13 protein-coding genes and 4 pseudogenes are annotated in these 19705 nt (G+C 54.1%); 8 read left to right on the forward strand and 9 right to left on the reverse strand.

Annotated elements, in window-relative coordinates; genetic code table 11:
- The coding region (locus AC2TCY_RS21985; RefSeq protein ID WP_480850768.1) for an IS6 family transposase at window positions 1–351 on the reverse strand (351 nt) is incomplete at its 3' end.
- Window positions 352–469: 118 nt separating this feature from the next.
- Window positions 470–697, reverse strand: a complete 228-nt coding sequence (locus AC2TCY_RS21990) for a hypothetical protein (protein ID WP_480850770.1) — start codon at window positions 695–697, stop codon at window positions 470–472.
- Window positions 698–824: 127 nt separating this feature from the next.
- Here AC2TCY_RS21990 and AC2TCY_RS21995 point away from each other — a divergent pair, with 127 nt between their 5' ends.
- Entirely contained in the window at window positions 825–1298 is a 474-nt protein-coding gene (locus AC2TCY_RS21995) for an Lrp/AsnC family transcriptional regulator (protein ID WP_480850772.1), read from the forward strand.
- 30 nt (window positions 1299–1328) lie between these two features.
- Here the strand turns inward: AC2TCY_RS21995 and leuB are convergent.
- Window positions 1329–2708, reverse strand: a pseudogene (leuB, locus tag AC2TCY_RS22000) (3-isopropylmalate dehydrogenase).
- A 399-nt stretch (window positions 2709–3107) separates the two neighbouring features.
- The gene (locus AC2TCY_RS22005; RefSeq protein WP_480850773.1) at window positions 3108–4103 is read right to left on the reverse strand and encodes a helix-turn-helix domain-containing protein; all 996 of its coding nucleotides are present in this window, start codon (window positions 4101–4103) and stop codon (window positions 3108–3110) included.
- 128 nt (window positions 4104–4231) lie between these two features.
- On the opposite strand from AC2TCY_RS22005, the gene AC2TCY_RS22010 reads away from it, so the two are divergent.
- Complete coding sequence (locus AC2TCY_RS22010) at window positions 4232–5803, forward strand: arylsulfatase (RefSeq protein ID WP_480850774.1); 1572 nt, start codon at window positions 4232–4234, stop codon at window positions 5801–5803.
- A gap of 257 nt (window positions 5804–6060) precedes the next feature.
- Here the strand turns inward: AC2TCY_RS22010 and AC2TCY_RS22015 are convergent, their stop codons facing one another.
- Window positions 6061–6285: a hypothetical protein gene (locus tag AC2TCY_RS22015; protein ID WP_480850776.1), complete on the reverse strand. Its 225-nt coding sequence runs from the start codon at window positions 6283–6285 to the stop codon at window positions 6061–6063.
- Window positions 6286–6543: 258 nt separating this feature from the next.
- Entirely contained in the window at window positions 6544–9843 is a 3300-nt protein-coding gene (locus AC2TCY_RS22020) for an adenylate/guanylate cyclase domain-containing protein (protein ID WP_480850778.1), read from the reverse strand.
- 250 nt (window positions 9844–10093) lie between these two features.
- Here AC2TCY_RS22020 and AC2TCY_RS22025 point away from each other — a divergent pair.
- Window positions 10094–10324, forward strand: a pseudogene (locus AC2TCY_RS22025) (IS6 family transposase); the annotation flags it as partial.
- Here the strand turns inward: AC2TCY_RS22025 and AC2TCY_RS22030 are convergent.
- Window positions 10320–10496: pseudogene (locus AC2TCY_RS22030) on the reverse strand (IS6 family transposase); the annotation flags it as partial. The pseudogenes AC2TCY_RS22025 and AC2TCY_RS22030 sit on opposite strands and share 5 nt — an antisense overlap.
- Before the next feature lie 316 nt (window positions 10497–10812).
- On the opposite strand from AC2TCY_RS22030, the gene AC2TCY_RS22035 reads away from it, so the two are divergent.
- Entirely contained in the window at window positions 10813–11286 is a 474-nt protein-coding gene (locus AC2TCY_RS22035; RefSeq protein ID WP_480850780.1) for a hypothetical protein, read from the forward strand.
- A gap of 701 nt (window positions 11287–11987) precedes the next feature.
- Here AC2TCY_RS22035 and AC2TCY_RS22040 read toward each other — a convergent pair.
- Window positions 11988–13247 carry a replication initiation protein gene (locus tag AC2TCY_RS22040; protein ID WP_480850781.1) on the reverse strand — a complete coding sequence of 420 codons (1260 nt, stop codon included), beginning with the start codon at window positions 13245–13247 and terminating at the stop codon, window positions 11988–11990.
- Between the two features lie 580 nt (window positions 13248–13827).
- Between AC2TCY_RS22040 and AC2TCY_RS22045 the strand changes: the two genes are divergently transcribed.
- The gene (locus tag AC2TCY_RS22045) at window positions 13828–15213 is read left to right on the forward strand and encodes an AAA family ATPase (protein ID WP_480850783.1); all 1386 of its coding nucleotides are present in this window, start codon (window positions 13828–13830) and stop codon (window positions 15211–15213) included.
- Window positions 15206–16285 (forward strand): ParB/RepB/Spo0J family partition protein, encoded by a 1080-nt coding sequence (locus AC2TCY_RS22050; RefSeq protein WP_480850785.1) that lies wholly within the window; start codon window positions 15206–15208, stop codon window positions 16283–16285. The genes AC2TCY_RS22045 and AC2TCY_RS22050 overlap by 8 nt, the downstream gene beginning before the upstream one ends.
- 323 nt (window positions 16286–16608) lie before the next feature.
- On the opposite strand, the pseudogene AC2TCY_RS22055 reads toward AC2TCY_RS22050, so the two are convergent.
- Window positions 16609–17169, reverse strand: a pseudogene (locus AC2TCY_RS22055) (IS6 family transposase); the annotation flags it as partial.
- A 141-nt stretch (window positions 17170–17310) separates the two neighbouring features.
- Between AC2TCY_RS22055 and AC2TCY_RS22060 the strand changes: the two are divergent.
- Both AC2TCY_RS22060 and AC2TCY_RS22065 read left to right on the forward strand, forming a co-directional pair.
- Window positions 17311–18915, forward strand: coding sequence for a GMC family oxidoreductase (locus AC2TCY_RS22060; protein WP_480850786.1), 1605 nt, complete (start codon window positions 17311–17313; stop codon window positions 18913–18915).
- 99 nt (window positions 18916–19014) lie between these two features.
- Window positions 19015–19704: a GntR family transcriptional regulator gene (locus AC2TCY_RS22065; protein WP_480850787.1), complete on the forward strand. Its 690-nt coding sequence runs from the start codon at window positions 19015–19017 to the stop codon at window positions 19702–19704.
- Window position 19705 lies beyond the last annotated feature (1 nt).

The raw sequence follows: 19705 nt of genomic DNA on the forward strand, positions 1-19705 counted from the left end.
GAAGATCTTCGTCGCAGCGGCTTTATTCCGGCGCTCAGACAACATGAAATCCAGGGTTTTGCCGTGCTTATCTACGGCGCGATAGAGATAGACCCACGTGCTTTTCACTTTGATATACGTTTCATCCATTCTCCAAGAGCGGTGGCACGGTCCCTTGCGACGACGCGCCGCTTCAGCGATTGCGCCTGCATATCGTGTAACCCAGAGCCTGAGCGTGGTGTGATTCACTGCGACGCCTCGCTCAGCCATGATCTCTTCCAAATCCCGGTATGAAACACTGTAGCGGACATAGAAGAACACCGCGAACAGAATAACGCTCTTTGGATATTGTGCGCCTTTGAAAGAAATCATGACCAGACCTTCGACCTTGAAGTACAGAGAGCTAATCGCTCGCTACATCCATGACCGCCAATGGTCAAAACTTTGCAACAGAGCCGGTTCAGGAACATGCAGGTACGGGTCTCATTCGTCAGACATGCGCAGGTTCCCGTAGCCAGTCTTCGAAAAGGCTGATCCGCTGCTCAAAACTGGCCGCGCGCTGCGTTTCCAGTTCGGTCATCTCGAACTTCAGTTCATAGTACTCTTCACCCCTCTTTTCGAACTGCAGAGCCTCAATGGCCAACCCCATGCGTCGCGCAAGATCCATGACCCGGCAGGCGGTATTCATAGGGTCTGAACAGTAGAACCGTTTGTTCATCTCTCTCCGCCTCCTGTTGGCAGAGTCTTATCCTGCATGCCCCAAAATTTTCTTTCTCATTATCTCGCCATAAAGATTTTTGCGAATTATTATTTTGTCAAATATTGATTCTTAGAAAGAGTCTACTGTGCATAATGAAATTCTCGACCAATTCGACCGAAGAATCTTGCAAACGCTCGCCGAAGACGGGCGCATCTCAAACACGCAACTCGCGCAAAAGATCGGCCTGTCGCCGAGTCCGTGCTGGCAACGGGTGCGGCGGCTCGAGAAAGAGGGCGTGATCACCAGCTATCGCGCGATACTCGATCAGGGAAAACTCGGCGCATCCGAAACCGTGATGATCGAGGTGGTGTTGGACCGGCACGACGATGACATCCTCGAAGCCTTCGGCACCACGATGGAACGGATGCCCGAAGTGCTGGAAGTTCATCTGACGACGGGCGAGTACGATTATCTGATCAAGGTCGCGGTGAATGGCACCCGCGGTTACGAGGAATTTCTTCGTCGTAAGCTTTACCGGGTTCCCGGGATCCGCCACACGAGATCGAGTTTCGTGCTGCGCAGCCTGAAGAACGTGCAAGCCTTTCTGCCGGAAACCTGAGGCGGTCCTGTTACGCTCATCAGAATGCCTTCAGAGGCTTGCGTCCAGCGCCGCCACGATGGCGTCGCCCATCTGCGCGGTGGAAACAGGCTTGACGCCCTCTTCCGCCAGCAGGTAGCCCGTGCGCACGCCGTCGGCCAGAACTTGTTCGATCGCGGCTTCCAGGCGGTCCGCCTCGGCGCCCTGATCGAAGCTGTAGCGCAGCGCCATGGCGAAACTCAGGATGCAGGCGATGGGATTTGCCTTGCCCTGGCCGGCAATGTCGGGGGCCGAGCCATGAACCGGTTCATAGAGCGCCTTGGGGCGGCCATCGGCCATCGGCGCGCCGAGGCTGGCCGAGGGCAGCATTCCCAAGGAACCGGTCAGCATCGCGGCGCAATCCGACAGCAGGTCGCCGAACAGGTTGTCGGTCAGGATGACGTCGAACTGCTTCGGCGCGCGCACAAGCTGCATGGCACCGTTGTCGGCATACATGTGGCTGAGCTGCACTTCGGGATAATCCTTGCCGACGTGGGTCACCACCTCGCGCCAGAGGATGCCCGATTCCATCACGTTGGCCTTTTCCATCGAGCACAGCTTCTTGTTCCGGCGCATCGCCAGTTCGAAGGCCGAGCGGGCGACGCGTTCGATTTCGGATTCCGTGTAGCGCTGGGTATTGATGCCGACGCGTTTTTTGCCTTCCTCGAAGATACCGCGCGGCTCGCCGAAATAGACTCCCGAGGTCAGTTCGCGCACGATCATGATGTCAAGCCCGGCGACCACGTCTTTTTTCAGCGACGAGAAATCGGCCAGCGCGTCGAAGCACTGGGCCGGGCGCAGGTTGGAGAACAGATCCATCTCCTTGCGCAGGCGCAGCAGGCCACGCTCGGGTTTGACGCTGAAGTCCAGGTCGTCGTATTTCGGCCCACCCACCGCGCCCAGCAGAACCGCGTCTGCCTCCTGCGCCTTGGCCATCGTCTCGTCCGACAGCGGCACGCCATGGACGTCGTAGGCCGAGCCGCCCACCAGATCCTCGCTCACATCGAATGCCAGCCCGTTCACTTCGAGTGCGCGAGCAAAGAACTTGGTCGCCGCAGCTTTGTTTCTGCGCTTGGAAAGCATGAAATCAAGGGTCTTTCCATGTTTGTCGACTGAGCGGTACAGATAGACCCATTTCCCTTTGACGCGTATATATGTTTCGTCCTATCGCCAAGATCGATCGCAGTCCCGCTTCTGACGACGTGCTCGTTCCGCGACCAGAGGCGCGAATTTGATGATCCAACGGTTCAATGTCGCGTGATCGACCGATACGCCACGCTCGGCCATGATCTCTTCAAGATCGCGATATGACACACCGTATCGCAGATAGAAAAACACCGCGTGCAAGATCAAGTCCTTTGGAAAATGCGCGCCTTTGAATGAAATTGCCACGACCTGCCGCCCTCTGCTTTGGGCAATCCCATACCAGACCATCGATCAGATCGACAGACAGACTAAAGAGTTTGCGACAGAGCCGGCCATGTCTACCATCCGGCGGACAGTTCATGATTACCTTCAAGGGTTTGCAGAATAAATGTGTCCAGTATACAGCCGTCGCTGATCCTTCCAAAAGATTGCGACACAACCCGGCAGTTTGCACGAATTGCCGGATAATCCGCTCAAGCCTTGAAATCATTCAACGTTGCGCAAGATTTGCGTCGTAGCCCTCAAGCGGCCCTTCCAGTTCTTAAGCCGCGCCAGCGAACGTTATTCGATTTTGAAAACATGTTGAACGTGACAAGTCGCCCTTTTTCCATCTTGTTGTTGTCGCTCTCCATTACGAGCAGTTCATCAACTCAAAATATGTCTGCGATATTCTAGTGGCGTAGTGCCGGTGCGATGGGCAAAGAACCGCGTGAAAGCGGATGAATAGGCGTAACCAAGCTCGAAGGCGATCTCGGTGATTGGAATAGTGGAATCTGAGAGCATCCGTTCTGCCTTCGACAGACGGGCGTCCGAGACAATCTGACGATGGCTGACACCCAAAGTGCGCAAGTAACGGCGATAAGAACGCTCGCTTAAACCAAATGCCTTTGAGACCGTGTGCGACAGCGTCTCTGGCGCTGTTGTGGACAGATAGTTCTCGACGCATCTGCGCAGAACGACCGAACCAACTTCCCGCAAGTCGCTTTTGCTATTCTCCGTTGATGTACTGACAAACAGACTACCCTTCCGCGGCTGCAAGTCTTTCAAATCGAAGGCCAAGCCCATGGTGGACTTGCTCAACTCAATCGGCAAGTCTAGCAAATCCTCGGGCAACTTTTTTCTACCGACGATATGATTAAGACGCAGCGCAACTGGTTGCAGCGTTCGACCCAGAACACTGGCCACCGCCTGCCGTCCAACTTCTAGATTGTATTGCTGAACAGCCCATCGATCTGTCCAATCTGTGGTTGACGCAGTGCGCAAGAGCCAGATGCGCTGGCCATCCCGCTCTGTAATAAAACCCGCGCCATACAAGACGGAGGAGATGCAGCTTGCCACGCTTTGTACGGCTTCAAGGCCAGTTAACGCACAAGGCAATTCAATGTTTGCTACCGAATTATCTTTGGGCGGGGACGCCAATCGCAGTGTCTCTATGAAAAACACCGGGTGCATAAGGCATTTATCCAGCTTCACCATAAAACGCTCGGCGGCGTGCAGCGATATGATCCCACTTGGCTCGGACACTATCGAGCCAGGCAGGCCGCTTTCTTCCGCAAGCCGTTCGAGAAAAGTGAAGTGCAACGGCGCTGCAGTAAAGAATGGCTCAGCCACGGATGCCTGGACAGATGCAAATCGCGTCATGTCGACTCTCGTAGGTTTTGTGTCTCAGAACCCTGCAAAGCCCGAAGCGACTTGGCCGGAAATGGTAAGCGCACGGGTCAAACAACGCCTACCATAGTAAGGTAGTTTATCTATCAGGGAAGCCAAAAATGAGATTTTTAAGAAGCGTAAATTCTCTCCGCACAGTGGTTTTTTCCAGCATTGCGTTTTCTGCCTCGGCACTGCCAGGGTTCGCGCAGGATCAACCGCCAAATATTCTGGTGATTTGGGGAGACGATATCGGCCAGTTCAACATCAGTGCCTACAACAACGGCATTATGGGATATCGAACCCCCAACATCGACCGTCTCGCGGCACAAGGTGCAATGTTCACCGATTGGTATGGAGAACAGAGTTGCACCGCCGGCCGGGCCGCTTTCGTTACCGGTCAATCGCCGATACGTTCTGGCCTGACCAAAGTGGGTTTACCTGGCGCGCCCGAAGGTATGGACGAACGGGATCCCACAATCGCCACGGTGCTGGGCGCCCAGGGCTATGTGACGGGTCAGTTCGGCAAAAACCATCTTGGCGACCGCGACGAGCATCTACCCACCAATCATGGGTTCGACGTTTTCTTTGGAAACCTCTATCACCTCAATGCCGAAGAAGAACCTGAGAATATCGACTACCCACGGGATCTGGTCATGGCCGACGGGCAGCGTTTCGTCGATGTCTTCGGCCCGCGCGGGGTGATCCGTTCGGAAGCAGGTGGCGAGATTGTCGACACTGGCCCGCTGACACGCGAGCGCATGGCAACCGTGGATGAAGAGACACTTGAAGTGGCGCTCGACTTCATGGAGACGGCCCACGAGAAAAATGAGCCATTCTTCGTCTGGTGGAACTCCACGCGGATGCATGTATTCACCCATCTCAAGGACGAGAGCGAAGGGGTCACGGGGTACGGAATCTATGCCGACGGCATGGTCGAGCATGACGGCCACGTGGGCCAATTGCTCGACAAGCTTGATGAGTTGGGCATCGCCGACAACACAATCGTTATGTATTCCACTGACAACGGTGCCGAGACTTTCACCTGGCCTGACGGCGGGACAACGATGTTCCGCGGTGAGAAGAACACTCAATGGGAAGGCGGGTTCCGCGTTCCCACTTTGATCCGGTGGCCCAAAGTGACCGAGCCGGGCACGATCATTAACGAGATCGGATCGCACACAGATATGTTTGCCACCCTCGCAGGAGCCGCAGGCCAGACTGAGGTCAAGAACCAGCTTCTGGAAGGTATGACCATCGGCGAGCGGGAGTACAAAGTCCATCTAGACGGTTATGACCTTGGTCCGGCATTGCGCGGTGAGGCAGGCTGGCCCCGCAATGAATTTCTCTACTGGACGGATGATGGCAGCGTAGCTGCCCTGCGCCGGGGAGATTGGAAGATCAATTTCCTCGTGCAGGAAGCCCATGGCTTCGACGTCTGGTCCGAGCCCTTCAAAGTTCTGCGTTTTCCAGCGCTTACCAATCTGCGCATGGATCCCTTTGAACGCGCGAAAGAAGAGAACGCCATGGGCTATGTCCGCTGGGCAGCCGAACGCATGTATGTCATAGCCCCGGCGTCGGCTTACGTAAGTCAGTGGTTAAAAAGCTTTGAAGAATTCCCGCCGCGCCAAACACCGGGCAGCTTCAATCTTGAAAACGTCATGGAGCAGGTGATGGCTGGGTCCAATCAATAACTACCTGCAACTTTAGCTATATCGGTAACGGGTTGAGAGGCGGCCCGGCAAGTGCCGCCCCTCAATATTCATCCTACTCCAGTCACTCCCTGTTATTCAGAAGGTGATAAGCGAGGAAACCCCATTGCTAACTATTTATGCATTGCTCGGCAATCTTTTTGCCAACGGTGCGACCACAATCCTCAGTGCTTAACAATCAACCTGGCGATCCCCGTTATGATGGCCCGAGTTGTTTCGAAACTTCCGATGCGTTTTAGTCAGTTTCCTTGTTCCGTATCGGTAAACTTCGCGGCCAGAATGGCGCGGGCTCGGATGCGCACTGGCTCGTCTACCATTTCGCCATCGACGATCGCAGCGCCGTCAGCAGCGTTTAGAACATGCTGCGCCCACTGAACCTCAGCATCGCTTGGCAAAAAGGCATGCTTTACTTCGGAGATGTGAGCAGGATGGATGCACAGTTTCACCGCGAAGTGATCGCACATTCACAAGTCGAAGGAATAAATGGGCCAATTGCCCTGTTCACGACAGGCCGCAACACAGCTTTTCCACAGCACACACCGCACGGGATTTAAGAGCACAATCCGGTAATTGATGATACAGTCCAAAAATTAAGGGTACCGTGACAGCGGGTTCGAGTGGAATTAGTGTGATTGCCAACTTGTTTGAGCATGATTGGGAAAGGCGATGCCAGTCAATAAGCTCGATTAGACGAGTGTTTGATCGTGCTCCGGCATCATGCTTCAGCTTTTTTGCAATAATGCCGTGGCTTCTCTAACATCAATGGCAGCGTCGGCGTTTTTCACTCTAGCTAGGCATGATGCTACGAGTTCTGTGGGCGGGGGCTTTGCTTCAGTTTTCTGGCGGATTCGTGTTAGCGACACAGCCGCGCGCAAGCTCAAGAGGTTGGCCCCTTGTTGGTTTGAGAAGTCCAGCGCCGATTTCAAAGACGCCTCAGCCTGAACAATCTGGCCTAGACCCGCCAGCCCAACGCCGCGCATGCGATGAGCCTCCGCAGTCAGGGCTCCGGCATGATATTGCTGCATTTTCTTAAGTGCGCGGTTTGCTGCGGCAACCGATTCACTCCAAGCGCCTCTCTGCTGAAGCAGGTCCGCCAGCATGAGTTCCATGAAAGGCGTACGCAGCACGGAACCACGCGCAATTGAAGCCTTGATAAGCTCTTCAATGGTGCCGGGCGCGTCGTCATCTTGCTCCAAACAACCGGCGGCCCAAGCTTCAACACATCGGGCAATCACTTCAAAATGCCAGGGCCCATATTTTTCTGCAAAGGTCAGCGCATCCTGTGATCGCTGGTGTGCGCTCCGATAATCGCGTTCAAAGAAACCTCCGAGCGCTGCAAAAGCGTATGTCGTGGTCAGAGTATTTTCATGACCAAGGCTCTCGGCCAGTTCGATTGCGATTCTGGCGTCGGCCCGCCCACCCTCAACGTCACCCTCCAGACACCTGAGGAAATATGAATGACTTCGCCCACAAACGCCGGGATCATGCCCGGCATAATGCAGCGCACATTGGTGGTGTTTCTCCGGGGAATAAATCGGCAGCCCCTTGGCCAGATAGGCGCGCGCCGAGCACAAGTCTCCGCGCGAAAAACTAGACGTCCATCCCGCGTGGTTGAATTGCAGATAGTGTTCCTCTGACGGCGAAGTTTCAACAACCCCTGACATCGCCTGAATCATGCGGTCGATTTTGGGCAAGCTTGCTGACATCTGACTGTTCAGCCAAAGGTTCCATAGAATTTTGAAGCGCACATCCTTGTCGGCATCTTCGCCGCAAAGTTGCAATGCCTTCGAAAACAGGTTCCCCGCCTCTTTGTCCGCATAGCCCCACAACGCCATACGCGCGGTGCCAAGCCCCGTGAGCAACGGTACTTCCCATTTTGCGCGGGTCTTGTGATCCTCTGAAGCCGCAATGATATCCAGGCCGGACGTCAGATGGGCGATGGCCTCCAAATACGAACATTGACCGCTGGCGCGACGCGCGGCGACGTGCAGGTATGGCAATGCCTGGGAGGGGTTCCCCGATTGGACCAGATGATGCGCTACGACCTCCGGCTCGACCCGCACTTTCTCCAGATCATTCTTTATCAACCAGTCGGCAAATCGCTGATGCAACGCACGACGCGTTTTTTTGAGCTGTGCTGCATAAGCCGCCTCTTCGATCAAAGCGTGCCGGAACGCCAGCAGGCCGCGTTCACCGCTACCTTTCTCCGCAACAAGTCCAAGATCGATCAATTCTCTTAATGCGGAATCAAAAGCCTGCTCGGTGAGATCGCAAAGTGGTTTTGCCGCCTGCCGATTGAATGCGCGCCCGAGTATTGAGCCTACATGGGCGATTTCTCGCGCTGCAGGCGTTGCGCTGTCCAACCGCGCCGTCAGCAGCGCCTTGAGATTAGCCGGAATGTCCATGGGTGCGGAAGACGCTTTTGTCCGCACGACCCGCGCCAATTCTTCGGCAAAAAGCGGTATGCCCCCCGACCGGGCAACAATTGTGTCGATGACTGCACCGTCCGCGCTGCGCGCCGTGGTGAGGCGCCGGATCAGATCAGCACACTGGCGTTTTGGGAGTTTGGTGAGCGTGAGTTCGGAGCAGTGCCCTTCAATAGGCCAAGGCGTGCGAAATTCCGGGCGCGCAGTCATCAGCAGCATGACGGGGAGGTCTTCGGCAAAATGCACAATCCGCTCAAACACCCCGAGGCTTGTTGGATCGATCCAGTGCGCGTCCTCCACAACGAATAGCAACGGAGCAGTCTCCGCCAATGCGATCATTTGATCTAACAGCACTCGAATGGTCGCCGCCTTTTGACGTTCCGGGGACATCGCCTGGGATTTGCACCCATTTGCGGGCAACCCCATCGCCTGTGCGATCACTGCGGCAGCCTTTGTGTTTTTGTCCCCAGAAGCTTCGAATAAACCTTCCAATTTCTCTAGTTTTACATCTGAGGAATCTGACATCTCAATGTTGGCCGCATGCTCCAGCTGGCGCAGAATGGGATAAAACGCAGAATGAGTATGGTGCGCTGAACATTGATAGCGCAGCCGGATATGTTGCTCGTCTTCAATCGCGTGAAGAAGTTTTTGGCTCAAACGGCTTTTTCCAATGCCGGGTTCACCACGCAGCACAACAACTTGTCCCTCCCCGCTGGTAGCGACGTCCCATCGGTCTCTCAACAAAGCCATTTCGACCGCCCTGCCAATGAACGGTGCGGATTGACCAGTTTGAAACGCATCAAACCGGCTCTCCGGAACCACCTCTTGGTCGACCCGATGGGCGGGCACTTTTTGCGGCAGGCCTTTCAGGTCCACTTGCCCGAGGTCAGCCAGCGTAAACAGACCCGAAACAATTGTGGCTGTTGTTTCATCAACGACCAATTGTCCGGGTACTGCAATGGCTTGAAGGCGTGCTGCCAGATTTGGCGTCTCGCCAGAAATGGCAGCATTTTGGTGCGATGTTTCATTCTCGATGTCGCCAATGACAACATCACCTGTTGCGATGCCAGCTCTTGCGGTAAGGGGCAAACCAATCGGGAGTTGGATATCCGCCACCTCCTCCAGTGATGCCAAGGCGGCGCGAACGCCTTGCGCGGTCTGATCTTCCGACGCGCGTGGCCATCCGAAATACGCCAACACACCATCTCCGAGATAGTTCGCGACATACCCGCCGTGATGCGCAATCGTGGTGGCAATGCATTCGTGAAAACGTGTCAGAGCGTCGTGCATATCTTCTGCGTCCAACCGCGACGATAGCGCCGTCGACCCGACCAAATCACAAAACAGCACGGTCAGTTGGCGCCGTTCCGCAGTTTCAGCTGATCCGTATTCAGCGCCATCGGGCTGGCCTGAAGTAATTAGGAGCGGTTTCGCGTGCAAAATCTTCTTGCGAGGACCAATCGGAATTTCCATCTCTCGCAGGTCGTCTTCCGTCAGATGATGCAGAGCCTCAAAATCAATTTCATTCGACGCAAAAACTTCCCCGTACTTTTCAAGCCCGAGCGATGCTAGCCAATTGGAAACAACCTGATCCACGGTGTCCTCCCGCCCCAATTGTATCAGGATCGTCGCGCGCGGTCTCCATCGGCCTAAATTGCGTGTTCCTCAGGCCGGAACAGGGGCTTTGTCGCAAACTTTTGACCCCCCTGTCTGAGGTGAGGCCACCGTGTTAAAGGCGTCACGGATGTAGACAGAGGCTGGCTGTGTCGCAAACTTTGGAGTTAGGTTGATTAGAGTGCGAGTTCCGAATTTGTTTCGCGGGATGATGGCACTAATAGGTTTCAACATGATTTCATTGAAAGGCTGCCACTTCGCGAAGGAAGCGGTTTTGTACGCTGTCTACTTCTATCTGAGGTACACGGTGTCTTACCGAGACCTCAAGGAGATCATGGCGGAGCGCGGTGTGCAAGTTGACCACGCAACACTCAACAGGTGGGTTGTGAAATATTCGTCGCTGATTGCAGCGCGCGCGCAATTGATTAAGCGGGGCACTCTGAAGTCTTGGCGCATGGACGATCACATAGCGCCTTTCGACGGCGCGCTGTTTCAACGATCGCGCTCGAATACCGTGTCACCCACCGGTTCAACGTTTTGTGATCTACCGATACGCCGCGCTCGGCCATGATTTCTTCCAGGTCTCGATAGGAAACACCGTAGCGGACGTAAAAGAAGACCGCGAACAGGATCACATCCTTCGGATACTGCGCTCATTTGAAAGAAATCATAGACCAACCTTAATCTGGATAATGCCGTTCGCCACACAGGCGCTAAAGCCACTAAGGTCAATGGTCAAAACTTTGCGACAGATCCGTCAAAGTTTGCAACAGATCCAACCTCACGACCTCCCGATTTCGACGCTTTGCAAACCCCCTACCCGTCTTATGCGCAAAAATTGACCATTTTGATCGTTACATTTGCGATATCTTCAAATCACAATTATACGCGATAAATTTCGCTTATCACTTGTGAATGATTTTGGCGAGAAATGCGCGCGGGATGTTGCCCATGAAGCCGCCATCCCCTTATCTTCCCACCCGCTCCCCTACTCACTCAACGACGGATCAAGCAACGCTTACTGACCGCAAAGTGCCAGGCACGCCCGAAAACACGCTACGCGCCCATGAGCGCGATCTGCTTTACATCACCGCTTGGGAATCCGCCCGGTTCAACAAGGCGCCCGACTGGTCCGAACAGGACGAGACCGCGAAGACACCTATTGGGAAAGGCCTGCGCGAAACCCTCGCCTGCCCGGCCCCCGCATCCCTGGACCGGCACATCGCTTCCTGGCAAGCCTTCTACGAGATGAAGAAGCTCCCCTTGTTGTTTGACGCGCCGCAGGTGAAAATAGGCCCGCGCCAAGGCGCGCCGCCTAGCCCCCTTCCCCGAAATCGACCCATACGATTGCGCGTGATGTGCTGCAGCAACTGTTGGCCATCTGCCGCGGCGCGCACCGAGATTGCCGGGACCGGGCGATCTTGATGTTTGGCTGGGCCAACGGTGGATGACGGCGGTCGAAGATCTCTGATCTGATGTGCGAAGATGTGTCGCTGAAAGAATTTGAAAAAGTAGGGTTGGTCTGGATGTCTCTACTGAAGACCATGACAACCCAGCAGGAAGAGACGCCACTTTTGGTGCTTAAGAGCCGCCCCGCGCTGACGCAGCTGCACTGGATCAAGGTTGGCGGGACCTACGATGCCCCCGCTATTCCGCCCGATTTCAAAAGCCGACCATGTTCTGAAACGCCGTCTGTCCCCGGATGCGATTTAACAGATCATCAAACGTCGTCTTGCATTGGCTGTGCTTCCGCAAAATTTCGCTACCCCTTACGGGCTGCGTTCGGGCTTCCTGACCTAGGTAGCACGCTACGGCGCTCCGATTCAGACCGTCATGCGCCTATCCCTGCACCGCTCTGTTGAACAAGCTCAGAAATACTATGATGAAGTCGAAATTGCCGAGAATCCGGCAACGGATTTGCTGGGATAATTGTGCGGATTATTGCTTTCTCGTACTGGCGCGGGGTGGCCCAATCTGTGCAGGCATAGGTGTTAATTCTGGTGCAAATCTATCAACTCAGGTCGCGACGACCAAATCAACAACAGCCAAAAGTGCCGATTTTGCCGAAGCCGAAGTGCGCCATCGGTTCATCTGACGTTTTGCCACCAGTTGCCTGGGGCTCCTAGTCAGTGGAACGCATCTGGCTCTAGCTCTTCCCAGAACTCAAAAATCGCAGATGCGTTCAATCCTGACCGCCAGCCATGAGCACGGAAATGTTCACGGTCAAGCTCTTCACTCAAACCTGACATGAACAATCGTTTGTCCGCGTCTCGTTGCGTGGGGTTTCGCCGCGAAACCAATTCTTCCACAATTGACAACCGGCGCGCCCGCTCTGCGCGTTCGGCCGCACGCTCCGCAAAGGCCAAGTCCGCCTGCGCTTTCTCGGCCTCGCGTTGCCGGGCCGCAGCAAGAACATCCGGGCTCGGCTCTGGTGCGGCCTCTTTACCAGGAGTCTGATAGTCGTCGCGCAGTGCGGCTGACAGGTAGCCAACCGTCGATTTCACATCCCCCTGCCCCGTTACAAAGTCCAGTTTCTGTTGAACATATTCCTCGCCATGCTCTGCAATCCATTGGCGCGCCAACCGATCCGACACACCCTGATCGCGCAACGACTTGTAGACATCCATATTGCGGACGCCGTCACTGTCGTCGATTTCAAACATCGCCATTTGCGGATTACGTTTGATGGCAAAACGGATATCCGTCACTGAGCGACCTTTTTTGCGGAATTCAGGTTCGATCAGAATGTCCGAACTCTTGTTCACTTCAGCTACGGCTGGCTTGATGATCTTGGCATTGAGGTGCTTGAAACTCGCATAATAGTCGCTGCCCTCCACTCCCATCAGTTTTCGAAAAACACCCAGCGCCCACCAGCCAGTCGATCCGGTACGCACAAAACGATAACAGTTTTCATACAGCGCCAACCCATGGCCGGAACTGAAATTGCGCTGAATATGCACATTGATCAGGGCATAGATTTTTGGATCGTACAGTTTTTGAGCCAATGCATGAGAATAGGCATATTCGCAGACCCCGTTCTTGAGCTTAGCAAAACTCAACAGCGATGAGACTCCCCATTCCTGGCGTCCTTGTTCGTCCAGCATGTCCCACTCGGCAACAGTTTCAGCCAACGCTCTGAGACTGGCTCGCAGAGTATCAAAGTCGTTGGAATTGTATCCGACCATCATCGCCAGCGTCCGCGCGTCTATGGTGTGCGTTGGCGCGGATGTCAGCGCATCGTACGCATTAAGCAAAAGAACGTTGGACAGTTTGCGTTGCAATAACGTCAGCTTGCCGCTGATGTGGATGGCAGCGACATTCTTTTTCACAGTTTCCCGGCGCAATGCACCTGAGAGATGATCCATATCTATTTGGGTATCGGGCATGATTCTGCCTGACTGCTCGTTTTCCAAGTTGTGGCATGAAAGGTACCTATCGATCAATCCCATTTGGGTGCCCAAATACAGGATGGCCCCGATCCTGTAGACGGGTACTTAAACTTCACCGCAATCTAGTTATCCCCAGAAACTTTGATTTCTACCCTGGAATTCAGAGACGAGCGCCTCTCTAAACCCGGGACGCCAACCCACATTAGAGCCTGAAATCCGATTATTAGCCTCATCCCGAGAATCGGCGCTCGTTTTCCCGGAATCAGGTTCCATTGGCCCCGGAATCAGGTACCTGTCATCCTGAGAACAGGTACCTTTGGTACTGTATGTGGGTGCCCAATTGCCGCTAAGTTATTGTTTTTAATTATTATCCAGGAAGCAAATATTCTAAACAATCTAAAAATAATAAACTCTTTAGTGTGCCTATTTCTTCAATTTCCTTTAGTTTCGCCACGAAACCGTAGCCTAGTACCTAGTTCTGTGGAAAAAACACCGATTGAGGATAGCACTGCCGACAAATGTTCGTTACATTCCTAAATATACGCTGGTAAGGCGAACATTATCTGAGGCATCGACAGTGAATAAATCCAACCAACCTCCCTTGCCCCCCTATCTGAATCTTGACCCCGAGATTGCGGCGACGAAGTTGCCTGATCCTATCGGGACATCTCGATTCGCGAAAGCGGCAGCTTTCTGCTCAAAAGGCCGAGAGGATTTGGCCAGGCGCGGTTACGCGCCGGACGGTGAAAAAAGACTACGCCGCTTCTCCATCTGGGAGATTACTAAGTACCTGATTCCAGTTGCCCCGGCTCATTTGCGTCGCGTTCTCAAAGCGAACCCTGATTTACCGCAAGGCGAAGGGGAGGCGGGGTCTAAGTGGTTCACTCTGGAAGAAGTCTTAAAGTTGCGCCAACACTTTGCAGCGGAAGGTGTGAGCACCAAGGAATACCTGCCCTATCGCCCGAACGACCTGCCGGCCAAAGTGGTTGCAGTAGCAAACTTCAAGGGCGGAGTCGGCAAAACGTCTACCGCCGCGCATCTGGCCATGTCAGCGGCTTTGGACGGATACAAAGTGCTGGTCATAGATCTCGATAGCCAAGGTTCAATGACGTCGATTCTCGGAGGGCGTGTTGCGGACGAATGGCAAACGGTTTTCCCTCTGATAGCAAAAGACTACGCGAGAGCAGTTCAAGAGGAAAACAGGGTACGTTCGGCCGCAAGTCAAACCGAAATTCCGCTGGACGAAACACTGCAGGAAGCGCTTAGAACTTCGCCGCGAGACGTGATCCAGAAAACTCACTGGCCCAATATTGATCTGATTGGAGCGCAGTTGAACCTTTATTGGGCAGAGTTTCAAATTCCAGTCTGGCGGATGGGCTTGCGGAGTTGGCCGTTATGGGATGGATTGACGAACTTCCTCGAAGACGAAGGCGTATTGAACGATTACGATATCGTTTTTCTCGATACGCCTCCTGCACTTGGGTACCTAACGATCAATGCATTGGCGGCCGCCGACATTTTACTGGTTCCGCTGGGGGCATCCTTTCTGGAATTTGACTCGACCGGTCGGTTTTTTGACATGCTCTATACCACCTTCGCGAGCATTGAAGACGGTGAGAACGCGGCGCAACGCGCGGCAGGATTGCCTGAGCTCAAGTTCGAGTGGGATGTTGTGCGGGCTATCATCACGCGGTTCGATGCCAGCCAGCAAACAGATATGGCCAATGTAATCCAAGCGTACTTCGGTGATTTCATGAACGCGTACAGGCAGGATTATACCGCGCTGGTAGGGCAGGCGGGTGAGCAAGTGAATGGAATCTATGAGGCCGACTATCGTGACTTCAATCGCGATACTTATGTGCGGGGCAGGGAGACCTTTGATCGCACCTACGCCGAATTCAAAGAAGTCCTGATTGGCTGTTGGTGGCGGGATGCTCAGATGGGAGGAGATGCAAATGGCTAAACGCAGAAGATTGACTGCTCCGGACACTACGGAGCTGGAGCAGCTTGAAGCAGGTTTCGCGGCGAAACCCTCGATCAGCCCGTTTGAAACAAATTCGACAACGCCACCAATTGCACAGGTGGCGGCCGAGGCCGCGTCGCTAAACGGCATGGCATCAGTGACGGATCGCGTGGCGTTGGCAAAGGATCAAGGCGACGCTGCCCGCTGGCGCGATGCGCAAGATGCGGGGCTGATTGCCGAAATGCTGCCGTTGGACCAGATTGATGCCGACTTCATTCGTCGCGATCGAATGGTTGAAGATGAAGAAGCGATGGCCGAACTGTTGGAGTCGCTTCGCGTCAATGGATTGCGCACGCCTATCGAGGTGGCGAAGACGAATGAGGGCTATGGTCTAATTTCAGGGTTCCGACGATTGGACGCTTTCCGGCGTTTGGCGGAAGCTGATCCCCGATTTTCTGAAATCCCAGCTTTTGTCCGCGATGCGGGTAAAGGGCAGGGCGCTTATGTTTCGATGGTGGAAGAAAACGAACTGCGCTCGAACCTAAGCCCCTATGAGCGGGGTCGGGTCGCGGTATTAGCGGCAGGGCAGGGAGTGTTCCCCTCGGTTGAGGCCGCAGTGGACACACTGTTTGCGGCGGCTTCCAAGGCCAAGCGGTCCAAGGTTCGTAGTTTTGCCATAGTGCATGAGGCGCTGGGGGACCTCCTGCAGTATCCCGTTGGTTTATCTGAAAAAGCCGGTCTGAAACTGGCTGCTGCTTTGCGTGACGGTGCGCAAGTGACGCTACGCGAGACTCTTGCCCGGGCAGATGTTTCTGACGCCAAAGCGGAATGGGCGCTGTTGGAGAGTGCTTTAACGGCCGCGCCAGGAACCCCCAAAGACAAAACAAGGGGGGGCAGGCCACAGCAAATTGAACGTATTCCACCGAAAGCTTTGCCAAGTGGCGGTGATATTCGTGCCGAATTTACCGCGGATGCAGTGCGTATTCGTATTAACGGGCAGGAGTTAGACCGAGGTATGGTCGAAGAGATAATGACCCAGATCGCGCAAAAGGTTTCTGAAATTAGCAGTTAAATCAGTTGAGCAAGGCTCAGGACAATAACGTGAAAATGCCGCGACGGTAGAGTGTACCGGTAGCAGATTGGCCGGAATGTGTGGGGCTTGTAGTAATGTGCAAAAAGCATATTTTTTGCACATCGTGTCGAGGTACCGCTTAGATAGTAGGAGAATGTCATTGGTTCGGTTCTGTCGCAGGTTTTTAGATCGCAGAGCATCAGTGGAATTGGTGAGCAGTTTATCCTACCAGTTGGGGAATTGCTGAAACGGTCGGAATCCGGGCGTGAATTGACCTTTGCGGATCATGTTGACCAGTTCTATGCCTGCCAGGACAGATGCGACCCTTCTGGAGACCGGTGGCCTTGCATCGTCCGTTCTCGCTTTCGGAATGGGAGATGGATGTTTTCGGCGTGATTATTGAGGCCCTTGTGCGACCAATGATCCAGACTTGGCGCGATTTCCCGCTTGGCGGCGCCATATGAGCGCAGCTTGTCCGTGATGATCTGCTTGGGAACGAAACCAAGACGCTTTATCAGGCGGCGTAACAGCCGTTTTGCAGCCCGTTTGTCCCGTTTTGGTTGGGTATTTCCTCCTGCACGATGCCATGTTGATCGACCGCGCGCCAAAGCCAGTACTTGCGACCGGAGATTCTCACAACGACCTCATCGAGGTGCCAGACATCGCCTGAACGGTCCTGTCGCTGCCGCAAGTTTCGAGCGACCAGCGGTCCGAACTTGATGACCCAACGCCGGACCGTCTCGTAAGATGTCGATCCCGCGCTGCAGCAGCATCTCTTCAACTTCACGCAGGCTCAAATTAAAGCGAACATAAAGGCACACCGCGTGTGTAATAATCTGAGGGGGAAAACCGTAGCTCTTGTAGCTGATGGGCGATGAATTCATCGATGTCACCTACGTCCAATTTCGGGCATGAGCAACCACACGACAGAAAATGCGACAACAGCGGGGCGGCAATAGCAAGGACTCTCCGATTGACAATTTATCCTCTGCATCATATATCATATATATTAATAGGAGAAAGACATGCACGATTATGTTGTCGTCGGTGGGGGATCGTCTGGCTGCGCGGTTTCAGGTCGGCTTGCTATGGAGAATGCCGGCTCGGTGCTGATACTCGAAGCTGGTGGGTGGGACAAAAACCCATTGATTCACATTCCTGCGGGTTTCACCAAACTTCTAGATACCAAATACCTGTATCACTACGAAACCGCGCCTCAGGAAAACCTCGATGGAAAATCCCGGATCATGCCGCAAGGCAACGTGCTGGGCGGTGGCGGTTCAGTGAACGCGGCAATCTATATCCGCGGCCAGCGTTCAGACTACGATGGTTGGGCCGAAGACGGCGCGGAAGGATGGTCCTATTCGGAGGTTTTGCCTTACTTCAAGCGTGCTGAAGACAACGACCGTTTGTCCGATGACTACCATGGGGTGGGGGGGCCGTTGGGAGTTTCTGACCTACGCCAAATCACCGACATTACGCGGGCGTTTGTGAGATCATGTCAGGAAGCCGGTATCCCGTTCACTCCCGATTTCAATGGTGCACGCCAGCGTGGCGTTGGCTTTAATCAGACGACAACGCGCAACGTGCGCCGCTGCAGTGCGGCCGTTGGCTATGTGCATCCAATGCGAAAAAAGGGCCTGATCGACGTTGAAACCGGATGCCTTGTGACGAAGATCATCCTGGAAGGCGATAAGGCCGTAGGCGTCGAATACGTTCAAGGGGGCCAGCTGAAAGTAGCACGGGCTGCCAAGGAAGTGATCCTTTCAGCCGGTGCGGTACAAAGCCCTAAAATCTTGATGTTGTCAGGCATCGGGCCCGAACAGGAACTTAAGTCTCATGGCATCCAGATCAATGTTGCTTTGGATGGTGTGGGTCAGAACCTTCAGGACCATCTGGAATACCCAGCTGTCCGGTATTGCACTGGCAAGCATGGGTATTACGGCCAAGATTCCTTTTTCAATTCGATCAAGAACGGGCTGCAATACATGCTGTTTAAATCGGGGCCAGTCGCCTCGAATGTGACCGAAGCCTGCTGTTTCGTAAACGTAGACGACATAGAGGCGGAGCCCAATTTGCAGATGCATTTTGTTCCGATTGTTTTCCTGGATATGGGCAGCGAAACAATTTCTCGCGCAGGAGCCACCATCAACCCGTGCGTTGTGAAGCCTCGGAGTCGAGGAGAATTGCGTCTGAAATCAGCTGATCCAAAGGATCACCCGATCATGGATCCACGCTACCTTTCTGATCCGGAGGACCTGAGAATATCGGTAAAGGGACTCAACATGGCACGGGACATTCTGGCTCAGCCATCTTTTTCGAAGTATCTGGAAAAAGAAGAAGCGTTCCCCGGCAAGAACATGACGCAGGAAGATGAGCTTGCGAATTATGTGAAAGAGCGAGGTAAAACTGTTTACCACCCCGTCGGAACGTGCCGGATGGGCAAAGATGACCTGGCTGTGGTTGACCCGGAGCTCAAAGTGCATGGCGTCCGCAATCTGCGGGTTGTTGATAACTCGGTCATGCCCAGCCTGATTTCAGGCAATACGAACGCAACAGCTATCATGATTGGTGAAAAAGCGGCGGATCTGCTTCGCAGAGCGCCGCCGCTAACGCCCACGAATGCCTGATAACTCCCTAAACTGGCCGAAGATTTTCTTCGGCCCTTTTTTTGGTGGAATCTGCAGTTAGTTGTATCATATATCAAATATGAACAGGCGAGGTGAACCATGAGCAAGTCGAATCTTCAACCTCTGAACAAGGGCAATTTGTCTGAACAGGTCTATGCCGCAGTCAGAAAGGCCTTGATGGATGGAAAATACGAGCCGGGCGCGCGTTTGACAATAAGCGGTCTGGCTAGTGAGCTGGATGTTTCGATTACACCGGTACGTGAAACTATATTCCGGTTGGTTAGTGAGCGGGCGCTTGAGATGAAGGCGGCGACGGCAATCTATGTGCCAGAAATTTCTGCCGATCAGCTGCGCGAGATTCAGACCATCCGGATGTTGCTCGAGGGAAAAGCAGCCGAGGTGGCCGCGACGAAAGTGACACCGAAACAGCTCGCAAAACTCGAACAGACGCACAAAGCCTTTCAAGAGTCTGCTGCGACGAATCCGTTGAAAGCGGCTTACTTGAACCGAGAATTCCATTTTGCGCTGATGGAAATAGCCGAAATGCCAATGTTGTACGCGACCGTCGAAAACATGTGGACCCTGATGGGACCGCTCTTACGAGTATTCCATGTGGAAGCACCCTCGCGCGACCTGACCAGTGGTCGGCACGGGCATTTCGATGTGCTTGAGGCGTTGAAAGAACGTGACGGCGCGAAAGCTCAGAAAGCTATTCAGGACGACATATCTTTGGGTTTGAACATGGTCGCCTGGATCGAAGCTCGGGCACTCGAAAGCGCCCGAGCCTGAG

The organism is Ruegeria sp. HKCCD7181 (assembly GCF_057221055.1).

Excerpts from the sequence above, each read along its gene's own strand:
- AC2TCY_RS21990 (WP_480850770.1), bottom strand. The coding sequence starts at position 697 with ATGAACAAACGGTTCTACTGTTCAGACCCTATGAATACCGCCTGCCGG.
- AC2TCY_RS22005 (WP_480850773.1), bottom strand. The coding sequence starts at position 4,103 with ATGACGCGATTTGCATCTGTCCAGGCATCCGTGGCTGAGCCATTCTTT.
- AC2TCY_RS22010 (WP_480850774.1), top strand. The coding sequence starts at position 4,232 with ATGAGATTTTTAAGAAGCGTAAATTCTCTCCGCACAGTGGTTTTTTCC.
- AC2TCY_RS22015 (WP_480850776.1), bottom strand. The coding sequence starts at position 6,285 with ATGTGCGATCACTTCGCGGTGAAACTGTGCATCCATCCTGCTCACATC.
- AC2TCY_RS22035 (WP_480850780.1), top strand. The coding sequence starts at position 10,813 with ATGAAGCCGCCATCCCCTTATCTTCCCACCCGCTCCCCTACTCACTCA.
- AC2TCY_RS22040 (WP_480850781.1), bottom strand. The coding sequence starts at position 13,247 with ATGCCCGATACCCAAATAGATATGGATCATCTCTCAGGTGCATTGCGC.
- AC2TCY_RS22050 (WP_480850785.1), top strand. The coding sequence starts at position 15,206 with ATGGCTAAACGCAGAAGATTGACTGCTCCGGACACTACGGAGCTGGAG.
- AC2TCY_RS22060 (WP_480850786.1), top strand. The coding sequence starts at position 17,311 with ATGCACGATTATGTTGTCGTCGGTGGGGGATCGTCTGGCTGCGCGGTT.
- AC2TCY_RS22065 (WP_480850787.1), top strand. The coding sequence starts at position 19,015 with ATGAGCAAGTCGAATCTTCAACCTCTGAACAAGGGCAATTTGTCTGAA.